The sequence below is a fragment of the Burkholderia sp. YHN3-13 genome (assembly GCF_055810675.1).
Genome location: NZ_JBVVNQ010000002.1, coordinates 402940 through 426485 on the forward strand (window position 1 = coordinate 402940; position 23546 = coordinate 426485).

The following is a 23546-nucleotide window of genomic DNA, read 5'->3' on the forward strand; positions in this document are numbered from 1 at the left end:
GGGTTGCGGTTGCGACGGTCGCCAGACCGATCCGACGAATTCTACCGGGATCGCTGCCGTGCAAAATCATGACGTTGTCACGGCCCCTTCACAAACGCGCAATGTGACGTTAGAATTGCGCCCCTTGCAGTGCCGACGTGGTGAAATTGGTAGACACGCTATCTTGAGGGGGTAGTGGCGAAAGCTGTGCGAGTTCGAGTCTCGCCGTCGGCACCAAATGCAGCTTCAACGTTTTCCGCGTATTTTCCGAAACCCGCGACAGCAGATGGCTTCGCGGGTTTTTCGTTTTCGGCTACGCCAGCCGCAGAAAATTCCGCACCACCGCCGACGGCTCGTCGCATCGCGACACGATGGCCAGCCTGGCGCGCAGCCCGTTACCCGCGAACGGCCGGTACACGACCCCGGGCACCTGCACCTGCGTGATCGCCTTCGGCACGACCGATACGCCGAGCCCGGCCGCCACCAGCGTCACCGCGGATGCCATCTGCGGCGCCGGCTGCGCCATGCGCGGCTCGAATCCGGCGGCCTTGCACGCGGCGACGATGTCGTCGAACAACGCGCTGCCGGCCTCCCGCGGCACCTGCACGAACGACTCGTCGGCCAGTTCCGCCAGATCGATACGCCGGCGCGGCGCGAGCCGATGCGCGACGGGCAGCGCGACGAACATCGGCTCCTCGTCCCAGTCGGCGGTGCGCAACGTCGCGGCGACGCGCCGCACCGGCCGCACGATCGCCACGTCGAGGCGCCCGGCATCCAGTGCCTCGAGCAGGACACCCGACGTCGCTTCCTGCAACGTCAACTCCGCATCCGGAAACGCCTCTCGAAAGCGGCGAATCAGATCCGACACTTTCGGGTTGAACGCCGCCGTCCCGGTGAAACCGACCCGCAGATGGCCGGTTTCGCCGCGCGCGGCACGCCTGGCCGCGCGTGCCGCGCGCTCGGCATCGTCGAGCACGCGTCGCGCCTCTTCCGCGAAGACCTCGCCTGCCAGCGTCAGCCCGGCGCCACGCGCGGTCCGCTTGAACAGCTCCACGCCGAGTTCGCTTTCGAGCGCCTTGATCTGCTGGCTCAACGGCGGCTGACCGATGCCGAGCAGGTCGGCGGCCTTCGTGAAATTCGACGTGGCCGCGACGGCCAGAAAGTATCGGAGATGCCGGAGTTCCATTCGTGAGCGACCTTGCGGGAAGTCGAGGCGGCCTTCAAGCCAGTGTTAAAACATATCGCTGCGGTTCTTTTCATATATTGGACATATACATGACGATGCGCAAGAATTCGTGCATTCCCGTCGCACATCGAGTGCATCCATGTCCGCCCCCTCGATTTCCCGCTCCATGCCCGGCCCGCAGCAAACCGCGCCCGATGCCCTGCCGGCCGGCGTGTCCCCGCGCTCGGCCGCGTACAAGCGCATCGCGCTCGCGCTCTTTCTCGCCGGCTTTTCCACCTTCTCGCTGCTGTACTGCGTGCAGCCGCTGCTTCCCGCGTTCGCCCGCGAATTCAACCTCGGCGCGGCGTCGAGTTCGCTCTCGCTGTCGCTGTCGACCGGGATGCTCGCGGTGTCGATCCTGTGCGCCGGCGCACTGTCCGAACGCGTCGGACGGCGCGGGCTGATGTTCGCGTCGATGACGCTGGCCGCGCTGTTCAACCTGCTGGCCGCGCTGTCGCCGAACTGGAACCTGCTGCTGCTCTGGCGCGCGCTCGAAGGCTTCGCGCTCGGCGGCGTGCCGGCGGTTGCGATGGCCTATCTCGCGGAAGAAATCGCCGCCGACGGGCTCGGCTTCTCGATGGGCCTCTACGTCGGCGGGACCGCGTTCGGCGGCATGATCGGACGGATCGGCATGAGCGCGCTCGAAGAGCACTTCTCGTGGCGCACGGCGATGCTGACGATCGGCGTCGTCGACCTGCTTGCGGCGATCGCCTTCGTGATACTGCTGCCGACATCGCGCCGCTTCGTGAAGCGCACCGACCTGACGCTGCGTCATCACATCCGGCTGTGGCACGCGCAACTGCGTCACGTGCGTCTGCCGTTCGTGTTCGCGATCGGTTTCCTGGTGATGGGCGCGTTCGTGACGATCTACAACTACGCCGGGTTCCGGCTCATGGCCGCGCCGTTCAACCTGAGCCCGACCGCCTGCGGACTGATCTTCGGCGCCTACCTGTTCGGGATGGTGTCATCGTCGAGTGCCGGCGCGCTCGCCGACCGCCTCGGGCGGGCCCCGGTGCTCGTCAGCGGCATCGTCGTCTTCGCGGCGGGCCTCGCGCTGACGCTGTCGCACTCGCTCGTCGCGATCGTCGTCGGCATCGTGCTCGTCACGATCGGCTTCTTCGTCGCCCACTCGGTCGCGAGCGGCTGGGTCGGCAACCTCGCGGGGGCCGCGAAGGGGCATGCGGCCTCGCTCTATCTGCTGGCCTACTACGTCGGGTCGAGCGTGCTCGGCTCGATCGGCGGGACGTTCTGGCAACACGGCGCGTGGGCGAGCGTCGCCGCGTATGTCGCGGTGCTGCTCGCGCTCGCGCTGCTGGCGGCGCGACGGTTGACGCGCGGCTGAGGTGACGCAGCGCGACCGGCGCGCGCCGGACCGCGCCGCCGTCACGACGCCAGCACATCGCTCCCCTTCGCCGCATGCGCTGCCTCCCGCCGCCGCAGCGTCATCGCGATCAACGCGGCCAGCACCGCCAGCCCGACACCCGTGAGAAACCCGCCCGTATAACCGACCTTCGCGGTCAGCGACAGGATCGTCGACGACGCGATCAACTCGCCGAGATCACGCGTGCTCTGCACGGCCGTCACGTCGGTACCGGCCTGGTCGCTGCCGCCCGCGAAGCGCATGCCGGCCGTCATGATCGACACCGACGTGATCCCCGTCGCCAGCGAGCCGAGCACCGTGCACAGCCACGCCCACGACGGCGACACCGGTAGCCATCCGCTCGCCTGCGCGAACCACAGCAACGCCGCCGCGCCCGCGCAGCTCACGCCGGCCGTGAACGCACGCCATACCCCGAGCCGCCTCACGAGCCACGCGCCGCCGCCGCAACCGAGCACGACCGTCACGACGCCGCCCGCCATCCCGAGTTTGCCGATCGCGTCGAGCGTCCAGCCCGCATCGTTGAGAAACAGCTTCGACAGGCCGAAGCCCGATACGGCCGTCATCGCCGACAGCAGCGCGAGCGACAGCAGCGACCACGAACGCGGCCGCTTCGCGAAACGCACGAGGCTCGCGTCGTGTGCCGGCCGCGCCCGCGCACGGTCCGCATCGCGCGGCAGCACCCACAGCACGCAGACCAGGCTCGCGAGCGGCACGGCCGCCAGCGCGAGAAACGCGGCCGGCTGGCCGAACAGGCCGATCAGCGTCAGTGTGCCGGCGCCGCCGCCGAAGAAGCCAATCATCACGCCGGCAATCTGGATCGCGTTGATCCTCGCGAGCGTGTCGCCGCTGAAATGCTCGGCGGCCATGCCGTCGTTCGCGATGTCCTGCGTTGCGCTGGCAAGCGACGCGACGGCCAGCAGGCCGACCGCCCAGCCGGCCGTCGCGACCGTCATCCCGATCTGCGCGAGGCAGCCGAGACACACCACGACGAGGGTCTGCATCGGCAGCATCCAGCTGCGCCGCCGCCCGAGGCGTGGCGACCAGCGGTTGTCGACGACGGGCGCCCACAGGAATTTCACGACCCACGGCAACCCGACGAGCGGCAGGAACGCGAGTGCGTGAAGCGGCGCGCCGTCGTGGCGCAGCAGTGTCGGCATCGCATCCATCGCAATACCGATCGGGATGCCCTGCGACAGGTAAAGCAGCGTGATCGTGATGACCAGGCGGCGATGTTCGAGCAGATCGCGCATCGAAGTCTCCAGTTGCATGAGGTTAAAAAGGTTCGACGCCGGCCGGCACGCGTGCGGCCGGCATCGCATCGCGCCGCGGACGGCGGGCGGCACGCAGCAGCAACACGCCGAATACGACGAGTGCCGTGTCGATCCACCCGTACACGGGTGCGCCCGCGCCCAGCAGCGCGAGTGCGCAATGCGTCGCGCCGGCCAGCCCGTAAGCGGCGCCGGCCGCACGCATCAGCACGCGCAGCCATGCCGCCCGATCGGCCGCCCGGGCCGCGACCGCAATCGCACCGGCCCACACGGCCCAGAACAGCATCGCGAGCGCATGGTCGACGTGCACGCCGTCGGGCAACGCGCGCCCGGCAAACAGCAGGACACCGCCCGCGAGCACGAGCCCGCCGCATGCGCCCACCGCGACGGCGGCCAGCACGCTTGCCGAGCGATCGCGCTGCGCGCGCCGCCGCTCGATCCACAGATGCAAGCCCGTCGCGCACAACACGCACGCAGCAAGCCCCATCAGGAAATGAAGCGCGCGCAGCACACCGCCCGCCGCACCGACCCAGCCGTATTGCGCGAAATGCAGCGGCTGCATCGCGATGAATGCGCGCAGCCAGAAGCCGCGACCGCGCGACGTCGCATCCGCGAGCCATTGCCCGTCCGCCGCGCGATACAGGTGACGCTCGAACACCGCCGTACTCGGCAGCCCCGCGGTCGTGCCGGCAATCTCGACGGTCGCGTTCGCGTCGCCCCAGCGATGCAGCGCGACGGCTTCGCGCCGGAAGTCCGGCCTGCGCGCCGCATCGCACCGCAACAGCGCGTCGAGATCGGGCGCGTGCTGCCACGGGCCGCCGGCCTCGGCGGGCGGCGGCCCGCCGAGCAGTTCGGCGAACGCGCGCTGCGGCTGCCCCGGATACGCGACGCCCGCGAGCGACACCGTGCCGAGCGCGCCGAGCCCCGACAACGCGCCGGTGAACGCGAACAGCACGAGCCACGGCGTCCCCCACAGGCCGATCCACGCATGCAGGTCGAACAGCGCGACGCGCAACCCGTGGCCGCGCCGGACGCGTGCCGCATCGGGCCAGCAGCGGCGATGCACGACCACGCCCGCGACGACGAGCACGAGCAGCACGATGCCCCACAGGCTGACGAAGATGCGGCCGGGGAAACCGGCGAACAGCGTCTTGTGCAGCGTGACGATCAACCTCGCCCTTCCCGCGTCGGGCAGCGGCGCGCCCGTCGCCGGATCGAGCGCCAGCGTGCACGCCTGGCGCGCATCGCAGAACCGGATCGCCGGATCGGCCGGCCGCGGCAGCACGATGCGCACGTCGCGCAACGCAACACCGTGTGCCGCCGCGCGCGCGACGAGCGCATCGAGCGGCAACGCCGGCCGCGCGACCGCCACCGGCGGCGGCCGCCACCAGCCCTGCATCGAATCGAACGCGAGACTCCAGGTGCCGCTGAACAGCACGACGAACAGCACCGTGCCGAACAGCGCGCCGGCGCCGCGATGCAGCGCGCGCCAGCGCGAACGCGACGACGCCTCCATGTCAGCGCCCTCCCCAGAACAGCGCGCACGGCACCAGCACCGCAAGCCACACACCCGCGCGCCACACCGCCTGCCGCGGCCCGGGCGCGACGAGCATCCACAGCAGCGCGGCCACACTCGCGGCGAGCGTCAGCAACACGGCCGCATAGAGCCGGTTCAGGCCGTCGGCCGGGTAATGACGGGCCAGCGTGACCGCGAGCGCCACCGCGCCCGGCAGCACGCCGCCGATCGCGATCGCCGAGCGCGTGCCCCAGCCGGGCGCCATCAGAACTGCCCGCGCACGGTCAGCATCACGTTGCGCGGTTCTCCGTAGCGGTTGTTCCAGCCCGGCTGGCTCAGGCTCAGGTAATACTGGCGGTCGAACAGGTTGTTGACGTTGAGCGCGGCGCTCCAGTGCTTGTCGTAGCGGTAGCCGAGCCGCACGCTCGCGAGCGCGTAGCCGCCCTGGCTCATCGTCACGCCGTTGGCCTGCGCCGAGTAGCTGCTCTGCACCTGCAGGCCGCCGCCGACGCTCCAGCGCCGCTCCTGCCACGGCAAGTCATAGTTGGTCCACAGCCGGAACAGGTGGCGCGGGTTCAGCAGCGGCGCGAACGTGCCCGCGTTCGCGAGGTTGTCCGCGTAGCGCATCGTGTCGTACGTGTAGCTCGCCCACACGCTCCACCACGGCGTGATGCGGCCGTTCGCCTCGAACTCGAAGCCCTGGCTGCGCACGCTGCCGCCGTTCACGTAATAGCAGCTCGGCCCCGCGCACGGATGCGCGATGTCGACCTGCGGGTTGTTGTCGAGGTCGATGCGGAACGCCGCGAGCGACACGTTGAGCTTGCCGCCGGCCAGTTCGCCCTTCACGCCCGTCTCGTAGGTGCGCCCCTTCACCGGCGTCAGGATGCCGCCGCCCCACATCGACTTGGTCTGCGGCTGGAACACTTCCGCGTAGCTCGCGTACCACGACCAGTCGCGCGCGAAATCCCAGATCAGACCGCCGTAAGGCGTGAACTGGTGACCGGTGTTGTAGTGCGCGCCGAGGCTGTCCTGGTTCCACCAGCTCATCCGGCCGCCGAGCACGAGCGTGACGGGTTCCGCGAGCTTGATGCGGCCGAGCCCGTAGACGCCCTTCTGCGAAATGTCGTTCTGCTGCGACTGCTGGTACGGCCCGATGCCGGGCTCGGGCACGCTGCCCGGGTTCCAGCGGTACACGTTCACCGGCGTACCCGACACGTTGCCGAGCAGCGGCGCCGTCATCTGCCCGCTGCTGCTGTTCGCGTAGGTGATGCCGAACAGCAGGTCGTGCGTGAGCCCGAACGCATGCACGGGGCCCTGCACGTTCGCGTCGAGGCTGCGGCTGTAGCTGCTGAACTGGTACGCGCTGCCCGTCAGCCGGCCGCCCGCGCCGGTCGCCGGATCGATCGCGCCGAACGAGCCCGCGTACTTCAGGTCCGAGCGCACGCTCTGGTACTCGCCGCTCACTTTCGCTTTCCAGCCGGCGCCGAGCTTCTGCTCGACCGACGCGAATGCGCGCGTCGTGTCCCAGTTGAAGTGGCCCCATGCGGTGTCGAGGAACGTCGAGCGCGACAGGCCGAGGCTCGACCCGTCGCGCGCCATCGGCACGCCGGACATGTCGGGAATCGACGACGTCGTCTGGTACTGCGCGCCGAACGTGAGCAGCGTGTCGCGCGTCAGGTCGACTTCCGTGACGCTGTAGATCGAACGCGTGTCCTGCTTCGCGTGGTCGTAGAAGAAGTGACGATCCTCGTATGCGGCGACGAGCCGGCTGCGTACGGTGCCGGCCGCGTTGAGCGGTCCGCCGATGTCGGCTTCCGCGCGATAGCGGTCCCAGTTGCCGATGCTCACGGACGCGTTCGCGGAGAACCGGTACTGCGGCCGCTTGCGAACCAGGTTGACCGTCGCGGCCGGATTGCCCGAGCCGTGCAGCAGCCCGTTCGCGCCACGCAGGATTTCCACGCGCTCGTACACCGACATGTCCTGCGGCGCGCTCGCCATGTCGCCGATCACGACCGGCACGCCGTCGAATTCGAACGAGTCGACCTTGAAGCCGCGCACGAAATACGCGGTGGTCAGCAACACGTACGGCTGCACGGTCACACCGGCCGACTGCTGCATCACCTCGTCGAGCGAATACAGGTTCTGCTGCTCGATCCGCTCGCGCGTCGTCACGCTGATCGACTGCGGAATCTCCCGCAATGCGAGCGGCAGCTTGCCGACCGTCGCGACCGACGGATCGTCGGCCACGCCGCGCGACGCGTTCACCGAAATTGCCTTCAGCTCGCTCGCCGCCGGCTGTGCGGCGGCCGCTTCCTTCCGGATCTCCGTGCCGGCCGGCGGCGCCGTCTCGGCGAACGCGGCCGCCGGATGCGCCGCGATCAGCAGGCCGAGATACAGCGACGGCCGCCAGCGCCGCCGCCCCGAACGGGCGACGTGCGCGCCCTTCATCACCGATCTCCCAGGTTCCCGTACCTCGTACCGCATCACGCCCCCGTATTTGATAATCATTCTCATTATCAAATAGAACCGGCAGGCGATTTTTCGATCGAGGGGCTTTTCCTATCGATTCCGGGCACGGCGGCCCGCATTGTTCACGTCAGTGTGCGGATTCGGCCGGCCGGGCTTCCTGACCTGCGCCTGCGCCGGCATACGATGCGTCGTCGTGCCGGCGTCCCGCGCGGGCGAAGGTCGCGTACCACGCATCCGCTTCCACGAGCTGCGCATGCGTGCCGGTCGCCCGTACGCGGCCCCCCTCGAGCACGACGATCGTATCGGCGGCCGCCGCGAGCGCCGGCTGGTGCGTGACGACGATGCGCGTGCGCTGCCCGCGCAACGCGACGAGGCTGTCGCGCACGCGCCGCGCGCCGAATTCGTCGAGGCTCGCGGTCGGCTCGTCGAACATCAGCACCGGCGCCCGTGCCAGCAACGCACGTGCGAGGCAGGCTCGCTGGCGCTGCCCGCCGGACAGCAGCTGGCCGCCGGGCCCGACGTCGGTGTCGAGCCCGTCCGGCAGCCGCTCGGCGTCGCGCAGCAGGCCGACCGCGTCCAGCGCGGCGCGCAGTTCGGCGTCGGTCGCGTCCGGACGCCCCATCCGCACGTTCCATGCAAGGCTGCCGCGAAACAGCGCGTTGTCCTGGAACACGAGGTTGCGCGTCGCCGCGAGCGTCGCTTCGCTCAGGTGCCGCACGTCGGCGCGGCCGAGCAGCACGCGCCCGGTGCCCGGATCGTCGAGCCGCGCGAGCAGGCCGAGCAGCGTGCTCTTGCCGGCGCCCGTCGGGCCGACGATCGCGACGAAACCGCCGGCCGGGCAATGGAGGTCGATGCCGTCGAGCAGCGTTGCGCCGCTGGCGGACCGGTAGCCGACACGCATCGCGTCGACGCTCGCGTCGCGTACCGGCGTGCCGCGCTCGGGGCTGTCGAAACGCGGCGCGTGCAGCACCGCGAGCACCGTGTCGAGCGCGCGCCAGCCGCCGCGCAGCGCCTGGTCGAGCTGCGTGAGGTGCGCAAGCGGCTCGATGAAGCGCACGAGCAGCACGAGCACCGCGACGGCCGTCGCCGCATCGAGCCGGCCGGCCGCGACGGCCCATGTGCCGCCCAGCAGCATCGCGACGAACACGCCCTGCACCGCGCCCGCGAAACCCAGTTCGATCGGCAGCGAGCGCCGCATCAGCGCACGCGTGCGGCGATGCTGCTCGTCGAACGCGCGCTGCAACGCCGCGCGCGCGTCGCCCTCGCGGCCCGCGAAGCGCAGCAGCCCCTGATGCGCGGCGAAGGTCTGGAGCTGCACGGCCATGTCGCGCTCGCCGGCCGCGCGCGCCTGCTCGAACGCGAGCGTGCGCGTGCCGCCGCGTTCGAGCAGCGCGAACAGCAGCACGGCCGCGGCCGCGAGGCACGACGCGATGCGCCAGTCGATCCACGCGAGCCCCGCGACGACCGCGAGCGGCGTGACGACCGCGGCGATCAGCGGCCCCAGCAGGTGCGCGGGCATCCCCATTGCCTGCATGACCGGGCCGCGCAGCAGCCCGGCCGGATGACTGTCGCGCACGGCCTGCCAGGACGCGATGCGCGGCAGGTGCCGCACGAGGCGATCGACGAGCCCGGCCGCGAGCGCGCCGCCCGCGCGATAGCCGCCGCGTTGCGCGACGTACATCACGAGCGCGTGGCACAGCGTCAGCGCGCCGAGCGCGATCGTCCAGCGCAGCGCGGCCGCATGCGCGCCGGCAAACCACGCGCGGATCAGCGGCACGAGCAGCAGCCCGCAGGCGCCGTCGAGCAGCGCGGCGGCCACCGCCCAGCCGACACCGCGCCGCAGCGCGCGGCGGGTTTCGGGCGGCAGACACTGCAAACGTTTGAGCGACTTCATCATCGTGCGGCCTCCCCGCCCGCGGCATCGCGTTCGCGCCACAGCCGCGCATAAAGGCCGCGCGCGGCCAGCAGCGCGGCATGCGTGCCGCGCTCGACGATGCGGCCGCGATCCATCACGAGGATCTGGTCCGCGTGCCGGATCGCGTCGAGATCGTGGCTGACGATCACGCGCGTGCGCCGGTCGCCGCGCAGCGCATTGCGCAACGCGCGCGCGGTTTGCGGATCGAGCGCCGAGCCCGGTTCGTCGAGCAGCAGCAACGGCGCGGGCGACAGCAGCGCGCGCGCGATCGACAGGCGTTGCAGTTCGCCGCCGGACAAACGCACGTCGCGCCCGCACACGCAGTCGTAGCCGCCCGGCAACGCGTCGATGCGTTCGTCGAGACAAGCCGCGCGCGCGGCGGCGCGAATCGCGTCGCGATCGGCATCGGGCCGGTAGAGCGCGATGTTCGCGGCAATCGACACGTCGAGCGCGGTGGCTTGCTGGAACACCATCGCGACCTGCGCACGCCGCGTATCCGGCGCGAGCAGCCGCAGATCGGCACCGCCGAGCTGCACCGTGCCGCGATCCGGATCCATGAAGCGCGCGAGCAGCATCAGCAGCGTGCTCTTGCCCGCGCCCGACGGCCCGACGATCGCGGTGACCGCGCCGGCCGCGATCGTCGCGTCGATGTCGTGCAGGATCGGCGTGCCGTCGAGGTCGACACTCACGCCGCGCAGTTCGACCGACGCATCGCGCGGCACCTGCGCCGCGCCGTCGGCGGGCTCGGACAGGCCTGGCTGCGCGAGCAACGCAGCCAGGCGCGCGGCGGCCGCGCGCGCTTCGCGCAATGCATCGGCGCCATGGCCGAGCGCGCGCACCGGCGCCGCGACCGCCCAGATCAACAGCGCGAACGCGCACAGTTCGCCGACCGGCAACCGGCCGGCCGTCAGCCACGTCGCGCCGAACACGACCCAGGCGAGCAGAAACGGCGTGCCGAGCAGCACCTGCGTGCAGGCGCCGGGCCCGCCGACGCGGCCGACCCATGCCGAAAATGCCCGATCGAAACGCGCGGTCGACGCCAGCGCGGCCGCCTCGATGCCCGCGCCCGGATACTGCCGCACGAGCGCCGGGTTCTGCGCGAGTTGCGCATAGTCGCCCATCAGGGTTTCGAGCGCCGTGTTGCGTGCCGCGACGGCCGGCGCGAACCGCGCCGACCGCATCCAGCGGAACAGCGCGGCGCCGGCCAGAAGCGGCACCAGTGCAAACGCGAGCAGTGCGGGATTCAGGTAAAGCAGGCTCGCCAGCGCCGCGCACGGCACGACGACGAGCTGCGTGACGTCGGCCGGCGCGTGCGCGACGAGCTGGTGCAGCGCGCGCACGTCCTGATCGACGTGACGCGCGACGCGATCGCTGCCCCCGCGGGCGAACCAGCCGAGCGGCAAACGCTGCAGATGATCGGCGAGCCGCTTGCGCAAGCGATCGCCCAGATCGGCGTCGACGCGATGCGTCAGGTGAAGCGCGACCGTCTGGCCGCCGAGCCAGCACACGCCGGCGACCACGGCCGCGACGAGCCAGCCGCGTGCCGTCGCGTCGAGCGCCTGCGACCCGCGCCATGCGTCGGCGATCCGGGCGAGCGCGAGCCATGGCACGAGCGACGCGACACCCGCGAGCGCCTGCAACACGACCGCCGCCGCGAGCGGCACGGCAAACGGCCGCAACATCGAACGCAACGGCCCCTTCATGCGGCACGCTCCAGCAGCATGCCGAGCGTCGCCGCGCACGCATCGCCCGGCGGCTGCGCCGGGAAGCCGAGTTGCGCGGTCAACTGCCGCCAGATGCGCGTCACGTCGATGCTGCGCTGGTTATGCGGCGGCAGCCCTTCCCCGGACACGAGCCGGTCGACCGCGCGCACGGCCGCCTGCGGCCAGCAGCGCGAATGAATCTCGCCCCACGTGTCCTGCGCGTCGTCGCAGATCTGGAGGCTCGGCATGTCATCGCCCGCCGAGTCGCCGAAGATCGGGAACAGCCCGTCCTCGGCCATCGCCGGTTCGCGCAGCGCGGGCGCCCACCACAGCGGCCCGTGCGGCGAGGCGAGCGTCCAGGTGCCGGCGTCCGTCGTCAGCGTGATGCCGAACAACAGGCTCATGCGACCGTCGTCGGCCGCCGCCATCTCGTTGTGCACGCGCAGCGATACCGGCGTTTCGGCCAGCACCATCGCGCATTCGCGCATCGACGACAGCGCCGGCCCGATCGGCTCGACCGACCAGGGCCCGACGCCCTGCAGCGCGGCCGCCAGCACGTCGAGCGCCGCGTAGCTCGCCTGCACCGAGCACACGACGTCCGCGTGCACGGGAGCACTCGTGTCGCGCAACCGCCGCGCGACCGCGATGAAGCGCGCGACGACGGGCAGGTTCGGATAGAAACTGTTCAGCAGGCAGCGGCGGCCGTGGCGCGACGCGGCGCGCAGCACGGTATCCCATTCGTCGGGCAGCAGCGGATGCTCGATCACGACGTCGATCCCGCGTTCGAGCAGCCGGCACGCGAGCGCGGCCCCTTCCGCGCCGCGCGCCGCGCCGCCCACCGCGACGCAGGCGACACGCACGTCGTCCGGCAGCGCCTCCGGGCAATCGAACACCGGTGCGCCGACGCGGGCGGCCAGTGCGGCGGTACGCGCGCTGCCGCGGCCGAGCAAGCCCGCGACGCGATACGAACCGGACGCCGCGAGGCCCGCCGCGTAGAACTGGCCGAAGCGGGAGCCGGCCACGACGACCGGCAGCGGGTGAACCTTCATCGTGCCTCCTTCAGGCGGGTGTCGACGAACGCGGCGTTCAGGCAGTCGAAATGACCGCCGGGGATGTCGGCGGCCGTGATGCCGCCGAGCGCCTGCGCCGTCCAGTACTCGGCGAGCGCCGCGCGCTGCTGCGGAATCAGCGGGTTGCAGCGCTCGGGCACGAACAGCCGCAATGCGCCCGCATACGGCGCATCGCCGGCCCAATGGCTCGCCTGCACGGAATGCATGAAGAGCCGGTACAGCCGTTCGCGCTCGTCGAGCAGCGGATGCGCGACGTCGTCCTGCATCGACAGGCCGGCCGCCGCGCGCAGCACGCGCCGGCGCAACTCGTCGAGCGGCTCGCAGCGATCGCCGAAGATCTCGAGCTGCGCCTGCAGGCTGCCGGGCGCGAGCCGCGCGGGGTCGGCCTTCAACGCGTCGGCGAGCGCATCGGCGAGCACGTACGTTTCCGGAAAGCCGAGCGCGTCGAGCGGCAGCCCGAGCGTCGCCGCGAAGTTGAACAGCACGAGCCGTTCGTCCTCGATCAGGTAGGGAATGCGGTAGCTCGACACGATGTCGAGCGTGCGCACCGCGACGCCGAGCTGCACCAGCGATTTCGCCATTTCGAGTGCGACGAGCCCGCCCGAGCAGTAGCCGAGCACGTCGACCTCGCGCACGCCGCTGCGCCACAGCGCATCCGCATAGCGCCGGCCGAGCGTCGCGTTCAGGTGACGCGCCGGCAGGTCGAGATAGTCCTGCGCGTCGCGCACCGCGAAGCCGAGCACCGGGCCGAGCCGCGCGAGTGCCGGCAGTGCCGGACGATAGGCATGCACGGTGCCGAGCCCTTCGTGCACGATCACGCGCGGCACGCCGTCGCCCGGCGCGAGCGGAATCGGCCGCACGTCGGCGCGCACGCGCGGCGCGGGTGCGTGGACGACGGACGACGGCTGCATCGCGCGCGGTGCGGCCGCGCCGGCCGGCGATACGGCGGCCGACGGTTGCGTCTGCGCTTCGCGCAGGCATCGGGCGAACGCCGCCGGCGTCGGCTGCGCGAGCACCCAGCGCAGCAGCCGGTCGAACGGATGGGCCTGCGCGAGCGGCTCCTCGCCACGCAGCCGCGACACGAGTTGCGCGATCAGCAGCGAATCGCCGCCGGCGGCGAAGAAATCCTGATCCGGCGTGACGTTGAGCGTATCGAGGACCGTCTCCCACCATCCGATCAATCGCGCCAGCAGCGGATCGGCGGCGGGTGTCTGCGAGGGCCGAACCGCCGCCGGTTCCGGCTCGCGAATGTCGGCAATGCCGGCCAGCGTCCGGCGGTCGATCTTGCCGTTCGCGGTCACGGGCAGTCGCTCGAGCACGCGCAGTTGCGACGGTACCATATAGCCCGGCACGCGCTCGGCAACGAACGACAGCAGCGCATCCGGCGCGATGCGGGCCGCGCCGCGCTTCACGTGCGCGAGCAGGATGTCGTAGCCCAGCGCGTCGAGCGGCGAGCCGGCCGTCACGCAGCCGAGTGCGCGATCGCCGTCGTCCCCCTGCAGCCATTCGAGCCACTGCGCGCGCGGTACGAACAGCCGGCACGACCCGGCCCGCGCATCGCGCGGCGTCTCCATCATCAGCCCCTGGCTGATGCTGATCTCCGGATGCTCGGCCGTCAGTTCCTGGATCACCCACCATGCATCGGCCGCCGACAGCGCGCGCAATCCGGCGATCAGTGCAACCGTGTCGCGCGCGTTGTTCAGCGCGCCGGAGCTGATCGTCATGTCGATCGAATGCGGCGCGATGCCCTGCGCGTCGAGCGCTGCATTCATGTCGAAACGCACGAACCGCATCCACGGATACGCGGCGAAGCGCTCGCGCGCGGCCGCGAGAAAGTAGCTCGACACGTCGCTGAACAGGTAGTCGATCCGCGTGCCCGCTTCGACCAGCGGCGCGAGCGCATCGACGATCGCGCGCGTCGCGGCGGCCGTTCCCGCGCCGATCTCGAGGATTCGCCACGTACGCCGCGGCTCGCGCGCGACGATCTCGCGCACGGCTTGCGCCATCCCGCGATGCAGCGCATGCGCGTGTTCGCCGTTGCTGTACATCGCTTCGGCGATATGCGACGCGCCTTCGGGGAACATCAGGCCGGCCGGCGAAACCGTGCCGTCCACCTGTACGTCCAGGCAGCCCGCGCTGTCGCGGAAGTAGTCGATGAGGACCGGCGGCCACAGCTCGGGCGATGCATGCAGCGCGAACGCATCCCAGCATGCGTGCGCGTCGGCATGGCTGGCGTCGGACCGTCTACGCCAGCCGCCTTCGGCATCCGCGTGCAGCACGCCGTGCGTCACGAGCATCGCGAGCCAGTGGCGCAGCAGATGCTGCCGCGCCGGCGGCACGCGCAGCCGCTCGCACAGCGTCGCGAAACCGGTTGCGTCGTCGGCCGTCAAGCCGCCTGCCGGTACGATCCACGCGGCCAGCGACGCCACGCATGCCGTTTCGAGTTGCGCGACCGACCGCGCCACGTCCGCTTGCGCGGGCCAGCGCACGGCGTCGAACGCAGCGCGGACCGGTGCCGCGATCTCGTGAAGGGCGGGGTCGTGCGCCGACGGGTCAGGCGCCGCACCCTGCAGCGACACGAAGCTCGCCAGCCGGCGCTCGGCGCCCTCGCCGAGCACGATCGTCGCGGCCGCGCCGACCAGCGGATGCGCGGTCAGCGCCGCATCGATCTCGGCCAGCTCGATCCGGTAACCGCGGATCTTCACCTGATCGTCCTGCCGGCCGAGGAATTCGAGCGAACCGTCGACGCGCACGCGGCCGAGATCGCCGGTGCGATAGAGCCGGCGCCCGTCGCGATGACGGATGAAACGTTCGGCCGTTCGCGCGGGATCGTTCGCATAGCCCGTCGCGAGCCCGACGCCGCCGATATGGATCTCGCCGCGCACGCCGGGCGGGCACGGCCGGCCAAGCACGTCGAGCACTTCCATCGTCTGCCCAGTCAGCGCGCGGCCGTACGGAATGCTGGCGAGCTGCGTGTCCTCCGGGCGGATCGGATGCTCGATCGACCAGATCGACGCTTCGGTCGCGCCGCCGAGACTGAACAGCGCGCTGTCGGGCCAGCGTTTCCACCAGCGGGCCGGCAGCGTCACCGGAATCCAGTCGCCCGACCACAGCACGCGGCGCGGGCCCGGCACGTCGAGCGCCGGTTCGCCCTCGAGGTAATCGATCAGCATCTGCCCTTGTGCGGGCACCGAGTTCCACACCGTCACCGCATGACGTGCCATCAACGCCGCCCAGTGCGACGGATCGTGACCGCGCGCGGGGTCGGGCAGCACGACGCACGCACCGCGCGCGGTCGCGCCGAAGAAGTCGTAGACGGACAAGTCGAAGCTCAGTTCGGCCAGGCCGAGTACCACATCGCCCGCACCGACCGCATGGCGTGCGTTGATGTCGGCGAGCGTGTTGCACACCGCCGCGTGGCTCAGCATCACGCCCTTCGGTTCGCCGGTGGAGCCCGACGTGTAGATCACGTAGGCCAGCGCCGCGCCGTCGACGTCGCACGCGGCGCGCGGCGGCCATTGCGGATCGGCGGGCAGCGCATCGGCATCGATGCGCACGCATCCTTCATGCTCGAACTCCAGCGCCCGTACGCTCACGACCGCGCGCACCCGCGCATTGCGCAGGATCGCCTGCCGGCGCAACGCCGGCTGGCGGCTGTCGACCGGCACGTATGCGGCGCCCGCCTGGACGATCGCGAGCACGGCCGCGAGCTGGTGCGCGCACTTCGGCATCAGCACCGCCACCGTGTCGCCCACGCCGACGCCGGCCTGTTCGAGCGCGGTACGCAGCGCCGCCGCATGTTGCGCGACATCGCGGTACGTGCGGGCGCCCTGCGCGTCGATCACGACCGGCGCATCGGGCGTGCGCAGCGCCTGCGCGGCAAACCCGGCCGCGATATGCGTCTCCGCGTCCGGATGCACGTCGGCAACGGGCGCGGCGCACGGCAGCACGATGTCGCCCGCACGCGACCACCATCCGGCATCGTCGGCAAGCCGGCCCAGCAGCGCGACGTACGCGTCGAACATCGCGGTCGGCAAGCCTTCGGGAAACAGATCGTCCCGCACGTCCCAGCCGATCTCCAGCCCGCCGAACTGGTCGGTCACCTGGCAGTCGAGCCACACCTGCGGCGTCTGGCTGATCATGTAGCGCGGCGGTTCCGCCCGGCCCGCCTGCTCGCCGAGCAAGCGGCCGACGCTGCCGATGCCGCTCGTGAACACGACCGGCATCAGCGCCGCCTCCTTGCCGCGCCGCCGCGCGAGTTCGCGCATCACGTCGACGCCGGTGAATGCGCGATGGTCGAGATCGTCGAACATCCGCGCACCGATCGTACGCACGCGCGCGATGAAATCGCCCCCTTGCGTCACGTCGACGGCGAGCAGGCTCAACGCGGTGAAATCGCCGAGCACCGCGTCGATGCGCGGATGCACCGGCGGACGGTTCAGCACCGTCAGGTTCAGGCAGAACGCCGGCGACTGGCTCCAGCGGCCGACGACTTCCGCGAACGCGGCCAGCGCGACGCTCGCCGCACTCAGCCCGAAACGGCTTGCATGGCCGCTCAGCGCGCCCCATTGCGCGCGGTCGAGCCGCGCATGGCGATGCGTGAAACGCGGACGGGCGTCGGTGCGCATCGCGGGCACGACCGGCAGATCGGGGCGCGCCGGCAGATCGTCGATGCGCGCGAGCCACCAGGCCTTGTCGCGCGCATGATCGGCGCCCGTGCCGGCCTGCGCCTCGTGAGCCACATAGTCGCGAAACGTCGCGTCGAGCGGCGCCGGCTGCCATTGCGGATCGTCGTAACGGCGCCGCCATTCGGCAAGCAGCAGTTGCAGGCTCGCGTAGTCGATCAGCGTGAAATCGACGGACAGGTGCAGCAGCGCGCCATCCGGCCCGAGGCTCACTTCGGGCTGCAGCACGGGCCAGCGGTCGAGCGCATGGACCGCGTGGTCGAGCCGCTCGCGTACCCGCTTCACGTGCGCGTCGAATGCGTGCGCATCGCCGTCGCGCAGGTCGTGCACCGTGAGCCGCTGCCATGGCACGTCGGGCAGCACGCGCTGCCATGCGTTGTCCTCGACGATCGCGCGCAGCATCGGATGCCGCGCCACGCACGCATTCCACGCGGCCTCGAAGCGCGCGCAGTCGAGATCCTGCCGCTCGTCGTATTCGACGTACAGATGGCATGCGCTGCCGCCGAACTCGAACGACTCGTGCCGGCCGAGCACGTACGCGGCCTGTACCGGCGTCAGCGCAAACCGTTCATGCTGGCGCGCCGGATCGCTGCGCCACGCGCCGCCCCGCAGGAAGCGGACGAACGCGTCGCGTTCGGCCTTGATGCGCGCGGCCAGGTCCGCGTCGAGCGCGCCGGCCGGTGCGCGATAGCGCAGCTGACCGCCGTCGTCGCACCACAATTCGATCTGCCGTTCGCGGCAGAGATCGAGTACGTCGTCGAAGCTCACAGCACGCCCTCCTCGATCGTCGCGACCGATGCGCTGCCGTCCGCCGTGACCGCCGGCGCCACATCGTCGAGCTGGGCGGCAAGACCGGCGAGCGTCGGATCGCGGTAGAACGCGGCCATCCCGATCCGCGCGCCGAGCCGTTCGCGCAATTGCGCGAGCAGGCGCGTCGCCAGCAGACTGTCGCCGCCGAGCGCGAAGAACGTGGCGTCGCGGGCGTTCGCCCGACAGCCGAGCGCCTGCTCCCAGCACGCGAGCAGCGTCGCATGCCGTTCGTTTGCCGGCACGAACGCGTCATGCGCGGCCGGCGCGTCGCCGAGCGCGCGCGCAAGCGCGTCGCCCACCGCGCGCCGGTCGATCTTGCCGTTCGCGTTGAGCGGCCAGCGCGGCAGGCACCACAGTGCGTCAGGGCGCATCGCATCCGGCAGCCGGTCGCGCAGCCAGTCTGCCAGTACCGCTTGCGTCGCCGATTCGCCGACACGACGCGCGTCGAGGCATGCAAACGCGGTCGAATACCAGCTTCGGGAGTCGGGCGTGAAGCCGCTCGCCTGCGCGGCGGCGGCGATCGCCTCGGTCGTGAACGGCCGCGGCAACGAGGCATCGCCCGTCACGCTCGCGACGAGTTCGCGCAACGGCGAGTCGCGCAGCACGTCGGCGAACAGCAATCGGCCATTCCGCGCCAGCAACGCGGCCGCGATCCTGAACGTATCGCGCGGATCGTCGCGCAGGTGTGCCGCGGCGAAACTGATCACGCAGTCGAATGCGCCGAGATGACGCGCGGGCAGCAGGGCGTCCTGCAGCGCCTGAAGCGCGGGCCTCGTTCGCGTGAAGCGTGCCTGCGCGGTGTGCAGCAGACCCGGCGACACGTCGAACAGCGTTACGTCGAAACGCGGATCGTCGAGCACGTCGAGGCCCGCGTCGAACCATTGCCCGGCGCGGGCATCGAGCACCGCGACCCGCATCGCGTCCGTGCATGCAGCAGCCTGTGCATCGAGCGCGCCAGCAAACTCGCGCAGCACACGAGCGCCGTCCGGCAAGCGCGTCGCGAATGCAAGCGGCGCGACGCGCGGATCGAGCGCCACGCGCTGCGCGACGGTATCGGAATCGGCTGCGAGCGCGCGCAGCGCCGCCGTCAGGTCGTCGAGGTCGGTTGCATGCCAGCCGAGCCGATCGAGCGCGGCGTCGATCGAGATCGACGCATCGCCTGTCGCGTGCCGGCGCGCATGCAGCGACGGCGGCAGGCTCGCGCCGCCGTCGCTCAGCCGATCGGCGACGACGCGTGCAACGGCCGCTTCCGCCTGAACCGTATCGGCCGTGCCCGCAACCGCGAGCGGCGACGGCGCCGCATCGGCCACGCAATCGGACGGCACGAACGCCGCGACGATGCGCGCGACTTCGCCGTTCGCGACACTGGCACACGCGCCATCGATCCGCGGATGCGCGGCCAGTGCCGCTTCGATCTCGCCCAGTTCGATCCGGTGCCCGCGCACCTTCACCTGCCGGTCCTCGCGCCCCAGGAATTCGAGCGTCCCGTCCGGCCAGTAACGGCCGCGATCGCCGGTGCGATACCAGCGGCCCGACGCGTGCTGCACGAAACGCAGCGCGGTCAGCCCGGGATCGTTGCGGTAGCCGCGCGCAAGACTGTCGCCGCCGATCAGCAGTTCGCCCGGCACGTAATCGGGGGCGTCGCGGCCGTCGGCGTCGACCACGCGCCAGGCCTGCCCCGGCAACGGCCGGCCGTATGGAATCGAGCGCCAGTGCGGCGGCACGTCGCGTACCGTCTGCACGTTCGACCAGATGCCGGCTTCGGTCGCGCCGCCGAGCGCGTGGAATGCGCATGCGTCGCCGCAGCGCTCGCGCAGGCGCGCCGGCAGGTCGAGCGCGATCCAGTCGCCGGACAGCAGCGCCGCACGCACGCTGCGGCACGCGTCTTTCGCGACCGGCACGGCCAGCGCCATTTCGAGCAGCGCGGGCGCCGAATTCCATAGCGTCACGCGATGCTGCGCAATCAGTTCGATCCAGCGCGCCGCGTCGCGCGCGTCGTCCTGCGTGGGCAGCACGAGTTCGGCACCCGCGCCCAGCACGCCGAACAGGTCGTACACCGACAGATCGAAGTCGAGCGCCGACACCGCGAGCAACCGGTCGTCCGCACTCACGCCGAGCAGCGCGTCGATCGCATCGATCGTGTTGACCGCCGCCGCGTGCGTCATCTCGACACCCTTCGGCACGCCCGTCGAGCCGGACGTATAGATCACGTACGCCGTGGCCCGCGGCGCGACCGCGAGCGGTGCGGCCAGCGGCGCATGCCGCATCAGTGCGGCGATGCTCCAATGCGGCACCGGCGCATCCGTGCGCGCCGTGTCGCCGATCACGGCTTTCACGCCCGCCGCGCGCTCGATCAGCGCCTTGCGCGCGGCCGGCTGCGCGATGTCGAGCGGGACGTAGCACGCGCCGGCGGCCAGTACGCCGAACACGGCAGAGACCTGCGCCGGCCCGCGCGGCAGGCTGATCTCGACGGCATCGCCGTGCCCGATCCCGGCCGCGCGCAACCCGCCCGCGATCGCGAGCGCCTGCGCGGCCAGTTCGCCGCGCGTCACGACCTGCCCGCCGCACCGCAACGCGACCGCCGCCGGTTCGCGCGCGGCCCCCGCGAAGAAATCGCGATGCAGCGTGCGCGGCCGGCCGGGCGCGGGCTGCGCGTTGAGCGCCTCGCGCACCCGACGCTGCGCGGACGGCAATTCGACCGCGATCGGCAGCCGCCAGTCGCGATCGCACAGCGCCTGTACGAGCGTGACGTACGCGCCGAACATCGCGTCGACCATCCCGTCCGGAAACAGGCCGTCGACGCTGTCCCACGCGAGCAGCGCGCCGTCTGGCACGCGATAGAGCTGATGATCGAGCCACACCTGCGGCGTCTGCGAAATCATGTCGTGCAGATCGCCGAACACGCGCGCGAACGCCTCGGGCACGAACGGCGCGTCGCCGAGATTGCACGAGAACACGACGGGCGCCGCGCGCGGCGTGCCCTGCCGGCGCGCATCGCGCAGCACGTCGAGCGCCGGATACGCGGCGTGCGCGATCGCGCCGTGCAGCCGCTGCTGGAAAACGCGCACCGCATCGGCCGCGCTCGCGTCGGCCTGCACGTCGCATTCGACGAGCAGCAGCGTCGTGAAATCGGCGATCACGCGGCCGAGATCGGGTGCGTCGCCATGCCGGTCGAACAGCGGCACGTTGAGCAGGAACGCATGGCGGCCGCTCCAGCGTGCGAGCACCGCGGCAAACGCCGCGCCGAACACCGACGACAGCGTCACGCCATGCTGCGCGGCCCGCGCCTGCAGGCGCGCAAGCTCGTCCGTGCTCAGCGTGTGGGCGATGCGGCTGAAGCGCGGCGCGCGGATCGCTTCCGGCGCGCGGGCCAGCGGCAGCGCCGGCCCTTCCGGCAGCGTCGCGAGCTTTGCGTGCCATGCATCGCGCGCCGCGGCCCGCGCGTCGCGCGTATCGGCCGCGCGACGCGCGAGCCAGGCCGGGAACCACGTCGACGGCGCGTCGGGCAACGCCGACGGTTCGGCATACGCGACACCGATCTCCTGCATCAGCAGCCGCACGCTGTCCACGTCGGCCGCGAGCAGGTCGACACTCAACCACACGCGATCCTCGCCGCCGGGCATCTGCACGAGCCCCATCATGAAGACCTGCGCGTGCTCGACATCGAGACATTCGTGCGACCGGAACGCGCGCAGCGACGCCCATTCGGTTTCCGCGTCGGCGGCCGTCTTGCCGCGCCAGTCCGCATGCGCGAGCACCGGCGCGTCCGACGCCGCGAGGATCTGCTGACGACCGCCGGCGAAGCGCGCGCGCAGCATCGGATGACGCTCGCGCACACGCCGGCACGCCGCGTCGAGACGAACGGGATCGAGCGCCTGGCTGCGGAATTCCAGAAACGCGTGGCAGCTCACGTTGCCGAGCACTTCGCCGTCGCCGCGGCCGAGCCAGTACGCCTGCTGCACCGCGGACAGGTCGAACGGCGCGTGCACGTCGACATCCTCGCCCGCGACGTCGGGAGCCGGCCGCGCGACACGCGGCGCATTCGCCAGCAACGCGGCCCAGGCGCCGAGCGTCGGCGTGCGCGCGAGCGCATCGAACGTCAGCGCGTAACCGAGACGGTTCACGCGCGTCTGCAGATACATCAGCCGGATCGAATCGAGGCCGCAGCTCAGCAGGTCCTCGTCATCGTCGAGCGATGCGATTTCATCGACGGATTCGTCGAGCAGCCCGGCGATCAACGCAACGAGCTGCGAGCGAAAGTCGGTGGAGGAACAACAGGAAGGATCGGAATGGTCGATACGGGAATCGACAACGGTCTGGCTCATGGGCACGCCTTGTATGGGTCGTTCGATGGCGGATCCGCGCGGTGGCGGCCACCCGTGAATGAGAATCTATCTCATTCACTCCCATGTGCCCGGTCGATTCCTTTAGGCTGCCGGTCAGTTGTTTTAGATTGCCGCGCTCGTCAGTTCGTCGTCGTCGATCGCGTTCGACGACGCGCGAATATCGCTCGGCGAAATGCCGTAGCGCTTGCGGAACGCGATCGAAAAATGCGCGGGACTGTAGCCGACGCGATACGCGACGGTCGACACGTTCGCGTCCTCCGCGCACAGCATAGCGTGCGCGGTCCGCAGCCGGTATTCCTGCAGGTACGCATACACGCTCGTGCCGAACACCTTGCGGAACCCGGCCGTCAGCTTGCGCGAATTCATCCCGACGCGGCCCGCGAGCGCGTCGAGCGTCGGCGGCTGCTGGAACTCGCGCGTCAGGATGTCGCTCGCCGCATACACGCGCTCGACATCCGACGACGTGACGCGCACGTCGGCCGGCGCGAACTGCCGCTGCGTCGCGAGCAGCTGCGCGCTCAGCGCGGTCAGCTCGAACGCCTTCGCCTTCAGGTAGTACTCGCGCACCGCGCCCTCGAACGGGCAGGTGGCGATCTGCACCGCGAGCGCCTGCAGCGCCTTCGACGCCGGGCAACTGACGATGCGCGGATCGCCGCCCGTCGGAGCGAGCATCTTTTCCGGCAGCAGGCTCAGGTTGCGGTCGAGCGCGTCGAGGCCGAGCTGCACGATCGTGTAGCGCAGCGGCACGTCGCGATCGTAGATCTGGTGCGTCGTGAACTCGCCGTCGTTGGCGATCACGCACAGGCCCGGCCCCTTGATGCACTGCTCGGGCTGGCCGGGCACGCGGCAGCGCAACTGTCCGCTCTGCACGAGGACGAGCTTCAGCCCTTTCTCGAGCGGCTCCTCGTACCAGTCGCGGCTGTCCGAGCACAGCGTGCCGCTCATGAGTTTCATGCCCGCATCGACGTGCACCACGCCCGGATGGTTGCCGGGCACGAGCACCGGCGGGTGACGTCGTGACGAAGCGAAGGAGGTCGAGCTCATCGGAGGGTCCGTTGGTTAGGCGGCACGCGCGGACCGGCGCGCGCCGGCGGCAACCGGCCGATTGTCCGGCCGGACCGCGCGGGCGCCGCGCAACGGACGCCCGATCGAATGAAATTGCCGCGATATCAAAAGAAA

At 71.0% G+C, this 23546-nt stretch carries 12 protein-coding genes and 1 tRNA gene; 2 read left to right on the forward strand and 11 right to left on the reverse strand.

The window, feature by feature from the left end; translation table 11 throughout:
• The first annotated feature begins 131 nt into the window (after window positions 1–131).
• Window positions 132–216: transfer RNA gene (locus tag AC0KUR_RS06735), tRNA-Leu, on the forward strand.
• 76 nt (window positions 217–292) lie between these two features.
• On the opposite strand, the gene AC0KUR_RS06740 is transcribed toward AC0KUR_RS06735, so the two are convergent.
• Window positions 293–1165, reverse strand: coding sequence for a LysR family transcriptional regulator (locus AC0KUR_RS06740; RefSeq protein WP_301742225.1), 873 nt, complete (start codon window positions 1163–1165; stop codon window positions 293–295).
• 139 nt (window positions 1166–1304) lie between these two features.
• Here AC0KUR_RS06740 and AC0KUR_RS06745 point away from each other — a divergent pair, with 139 nt between their 5' ends.
• Complete coding sequence (locus AC0KUR_RS06745; protein ID WP_473375584.1) at window positions 1305–2546, forward strand: MFS transporter; 1242 nt, start codon at window positions 1305–1307, stop codon at window positions 2544–2546.
• 41 nt (window positions 2547–2587) lie between these two features.
• On the opposite strand, the gene AC0KUR_RS06750 is transcribed toward AC0KUR_RS06745, so the two are convergent.
• The 10 genes from AC0KUR_RS06750 to AC0KUR_RS06795 all read right to left on the reverse strand — a co-directional run bounded on the left by AC0KUR_RS06750 (window position 2588) and on the right by AC0KUR_RS06795 (window position 23411).
• Complete coding sequence (locus AC0KUR_RS06750; RefSeq protein WP_049032323.1) at window positions 2588–3835, reverse strand: RhtX/FptX family siderophore transporter; 1248 nt, start codon at window positions 3833–3835, stop codon at window positions 2588–2590.
• A 22-nt stretch (window positions 3836–3857) separates the two neighbouring features.
• Window positions 3858–5369 carry a PepSY-associated TM helix domain-containing protein gene (locus AC0KUR_RS06755; protein WP_473375585.1) on the reverse strand — a complete coding sequence of 504 codons (1512 nt, stop codon included), beginning with the start codon at window positions 5367–5369 and terminating at the stop codon, window positions 3858–3860.
• Between the two features lies 1 nt (window position 5370).
• A complete protein-coding gene (locus tag AC0KUR_RS06760; RefSeq protein ID WP_034186179.1) occupies window positions 5371–5634 on the reverse strand; it encodes a hypothetical protein in 264 nt (87 codons plus the stop codon).
• Window positions 5634–7754, reverse strand: a complete 2121-nt coding sequence (locus tag AC0KUR_RS06765; RefSeq protein WP_473375676.1) for a TonB-dependent siderophore receptor — start codon at window positions 7752–7754, stop codon at window positions 5634–5636. The genes AC0KUR_RS06760 and AC0KUR_RS06765 overlap by 1 nt, the downstream gene beginning before the upstream one ends.
• Before the next feature lie 211 nt (window positions 7755–7965).
• Window positions 7966–9735 carry an ABC transporter ATP-binding protein gene (locus AC0KUR_RS06770; protein WP_473375586.1) on the reverse strand — a complete coding sequence of 590 codons (1770 nt, stop codon included), beginning with the start codon at window positions 9733–9735 and terminating at the stop codon, window positions 7966–7968.
• Entirely contained in the window at window positions 9732–11456 is a 1725-nt protein-coding gene (locus tag AC0KUR_RS06775) for an ABC transporter ATP-binding protein (protein ID WP_473375587.1), read from the reverse strand. The genes AC0KUR_RS06770 and AC0KUR_RS06775 overlap by 4 nt, the downstream gene beginning before the upstream one ends.
• Window positions 11453–12505 carry a Gfo/Idh/MocA family oxidoreductase gene (locus AC0KUR_RS06780; RefSeq protein ID WP_473375588.1) on the reverse strand — a complete coding sequence of 351 codons (1053 nt, stop codon included), beginning with the start codon at window positions 12503–12505 and terminating at the stop codon, window positions 11453–11455. The genes AC0KUR_RS06775 and AC0KUR_RS06780 overlap by 4 nt, the downstream gene beginning before the upstream one ends.
• Window positions 12502–17979: a non-ribosomal peptide synthetase gene (locus tag AC0KUR_RS06785; protein ID WP_473375589.1), complete on the reverse strand. Its 5478-nt coding sequence runs from the start codon at window positions 17977–17979 to the stop codon at window positions 12502–12504. The genes AC0KUR_RS06780 and AC0KUR_RS06785 overlap by 4 nt, the downstream gene beginning before the upstream one ends.
• On the reverse strand, window positions 17976–22346 hold the full coding sequence (locus tag AC0KUR_RS06790) for an amino acid adenylation domain-containing protein (RefSeq protein WP_473375590.1): 4371 nt from the start codon (window positions 22344–22346) through the stop codon (window positions 17976–17978). Before AC0KUR_RS06790 ends, AC0KUR_RS06785 begins: the two co-directional genes overlap by 4 nt.
• Before the next feature lie 123 nt (window positions 22347–22469).
• Entirely contained in the window at window positions 22470–23411 is a 942-nt protein-coding gene (locus AC0KUR_RS06795; RefSeq protein ID WP_124669649.1) for a helix-turn-helix transcriptional regulator, read from the reverse strand.
• Window positions 23412–23546 lie beyond the last annotated feature (135 nt).

Bases quoted from the DNA above. Each gene is read 5' to 3' on its own strand.
- AC0KUR_RS06740 (WP_301742225.1), bottom strand. From the start codon at position 1,165: ATGGAACTCCGGCATCTCCGATACTTTCTGGCCGTCGCGGCCACGTCG.
- AC0KUR_RS06745 (WP_473375584.1), top strand. From the start codon at position 1,305: ATGTCCGCCCCCTCGATTTCCCGCTCCATGCCCGGCCCGCAGCAAACC.
- AC0KUR_RS06750 (WP_049032323.1), bottom strand. From the start codon at position 3,835: ATGCGCGATCTGCTCGAACATCGCCGCCTGGTCATCACGATCACGCTG.
- AC0KUR_RS06755 (WP_473375585.1), bottom strand. From the start codon at position 5,369: ATGGAGGCGTCGTCGCGTTCGCGCTGGCGCGCGCTGCATCGCGGCGCC.
- AC0KUR_RS06760 (WP_034186179.1), bottom strand. From the start codon at position 5,634: ATGGCGCCCGGCTGGGGCACGCGCTCGGCGATCGCGATCGGCGGCGTG.
- AC0KUR_RS06770 (WP_473375586.1), bottom strand. From the start codon at position 9,735: ATGATGAAGTCGCTCAAACGTTTGCAGTGTCTGCCGCCCGAAACCCGC.
- AC0KUR_RS06775 (WP_473375587.1), bottom strand. From the start codon at position 11,456: ATGAAGGGGCCGTTGCGTTCGATGTTGCGGCCGTTTGCCGTGCCGCTC.
- AC0KUR_RS06780 (WP_473375588.1), bottom strand. From the start codon at position 12,505: ATGAAGGTTCACCCGCTGCCGGTCGTCGTGGCCGGCTCCCGCTTCGGC.
- AC0KUR_RS06790 (WP_473375590.1), bottom strand. From the start codon at position 22,346: ATGAGCCAGACCGTTGTCGATTCCCGTATCGACCATTCCGATCCTTCC.
- AC0KUR_RS06795 (WP_124669649.1), bottom strand. From the start codon at position 23,411: ATGAGCTCGACCTCCTTCGCTTCGTCACGACGTCACCCGCCGGTGCTC.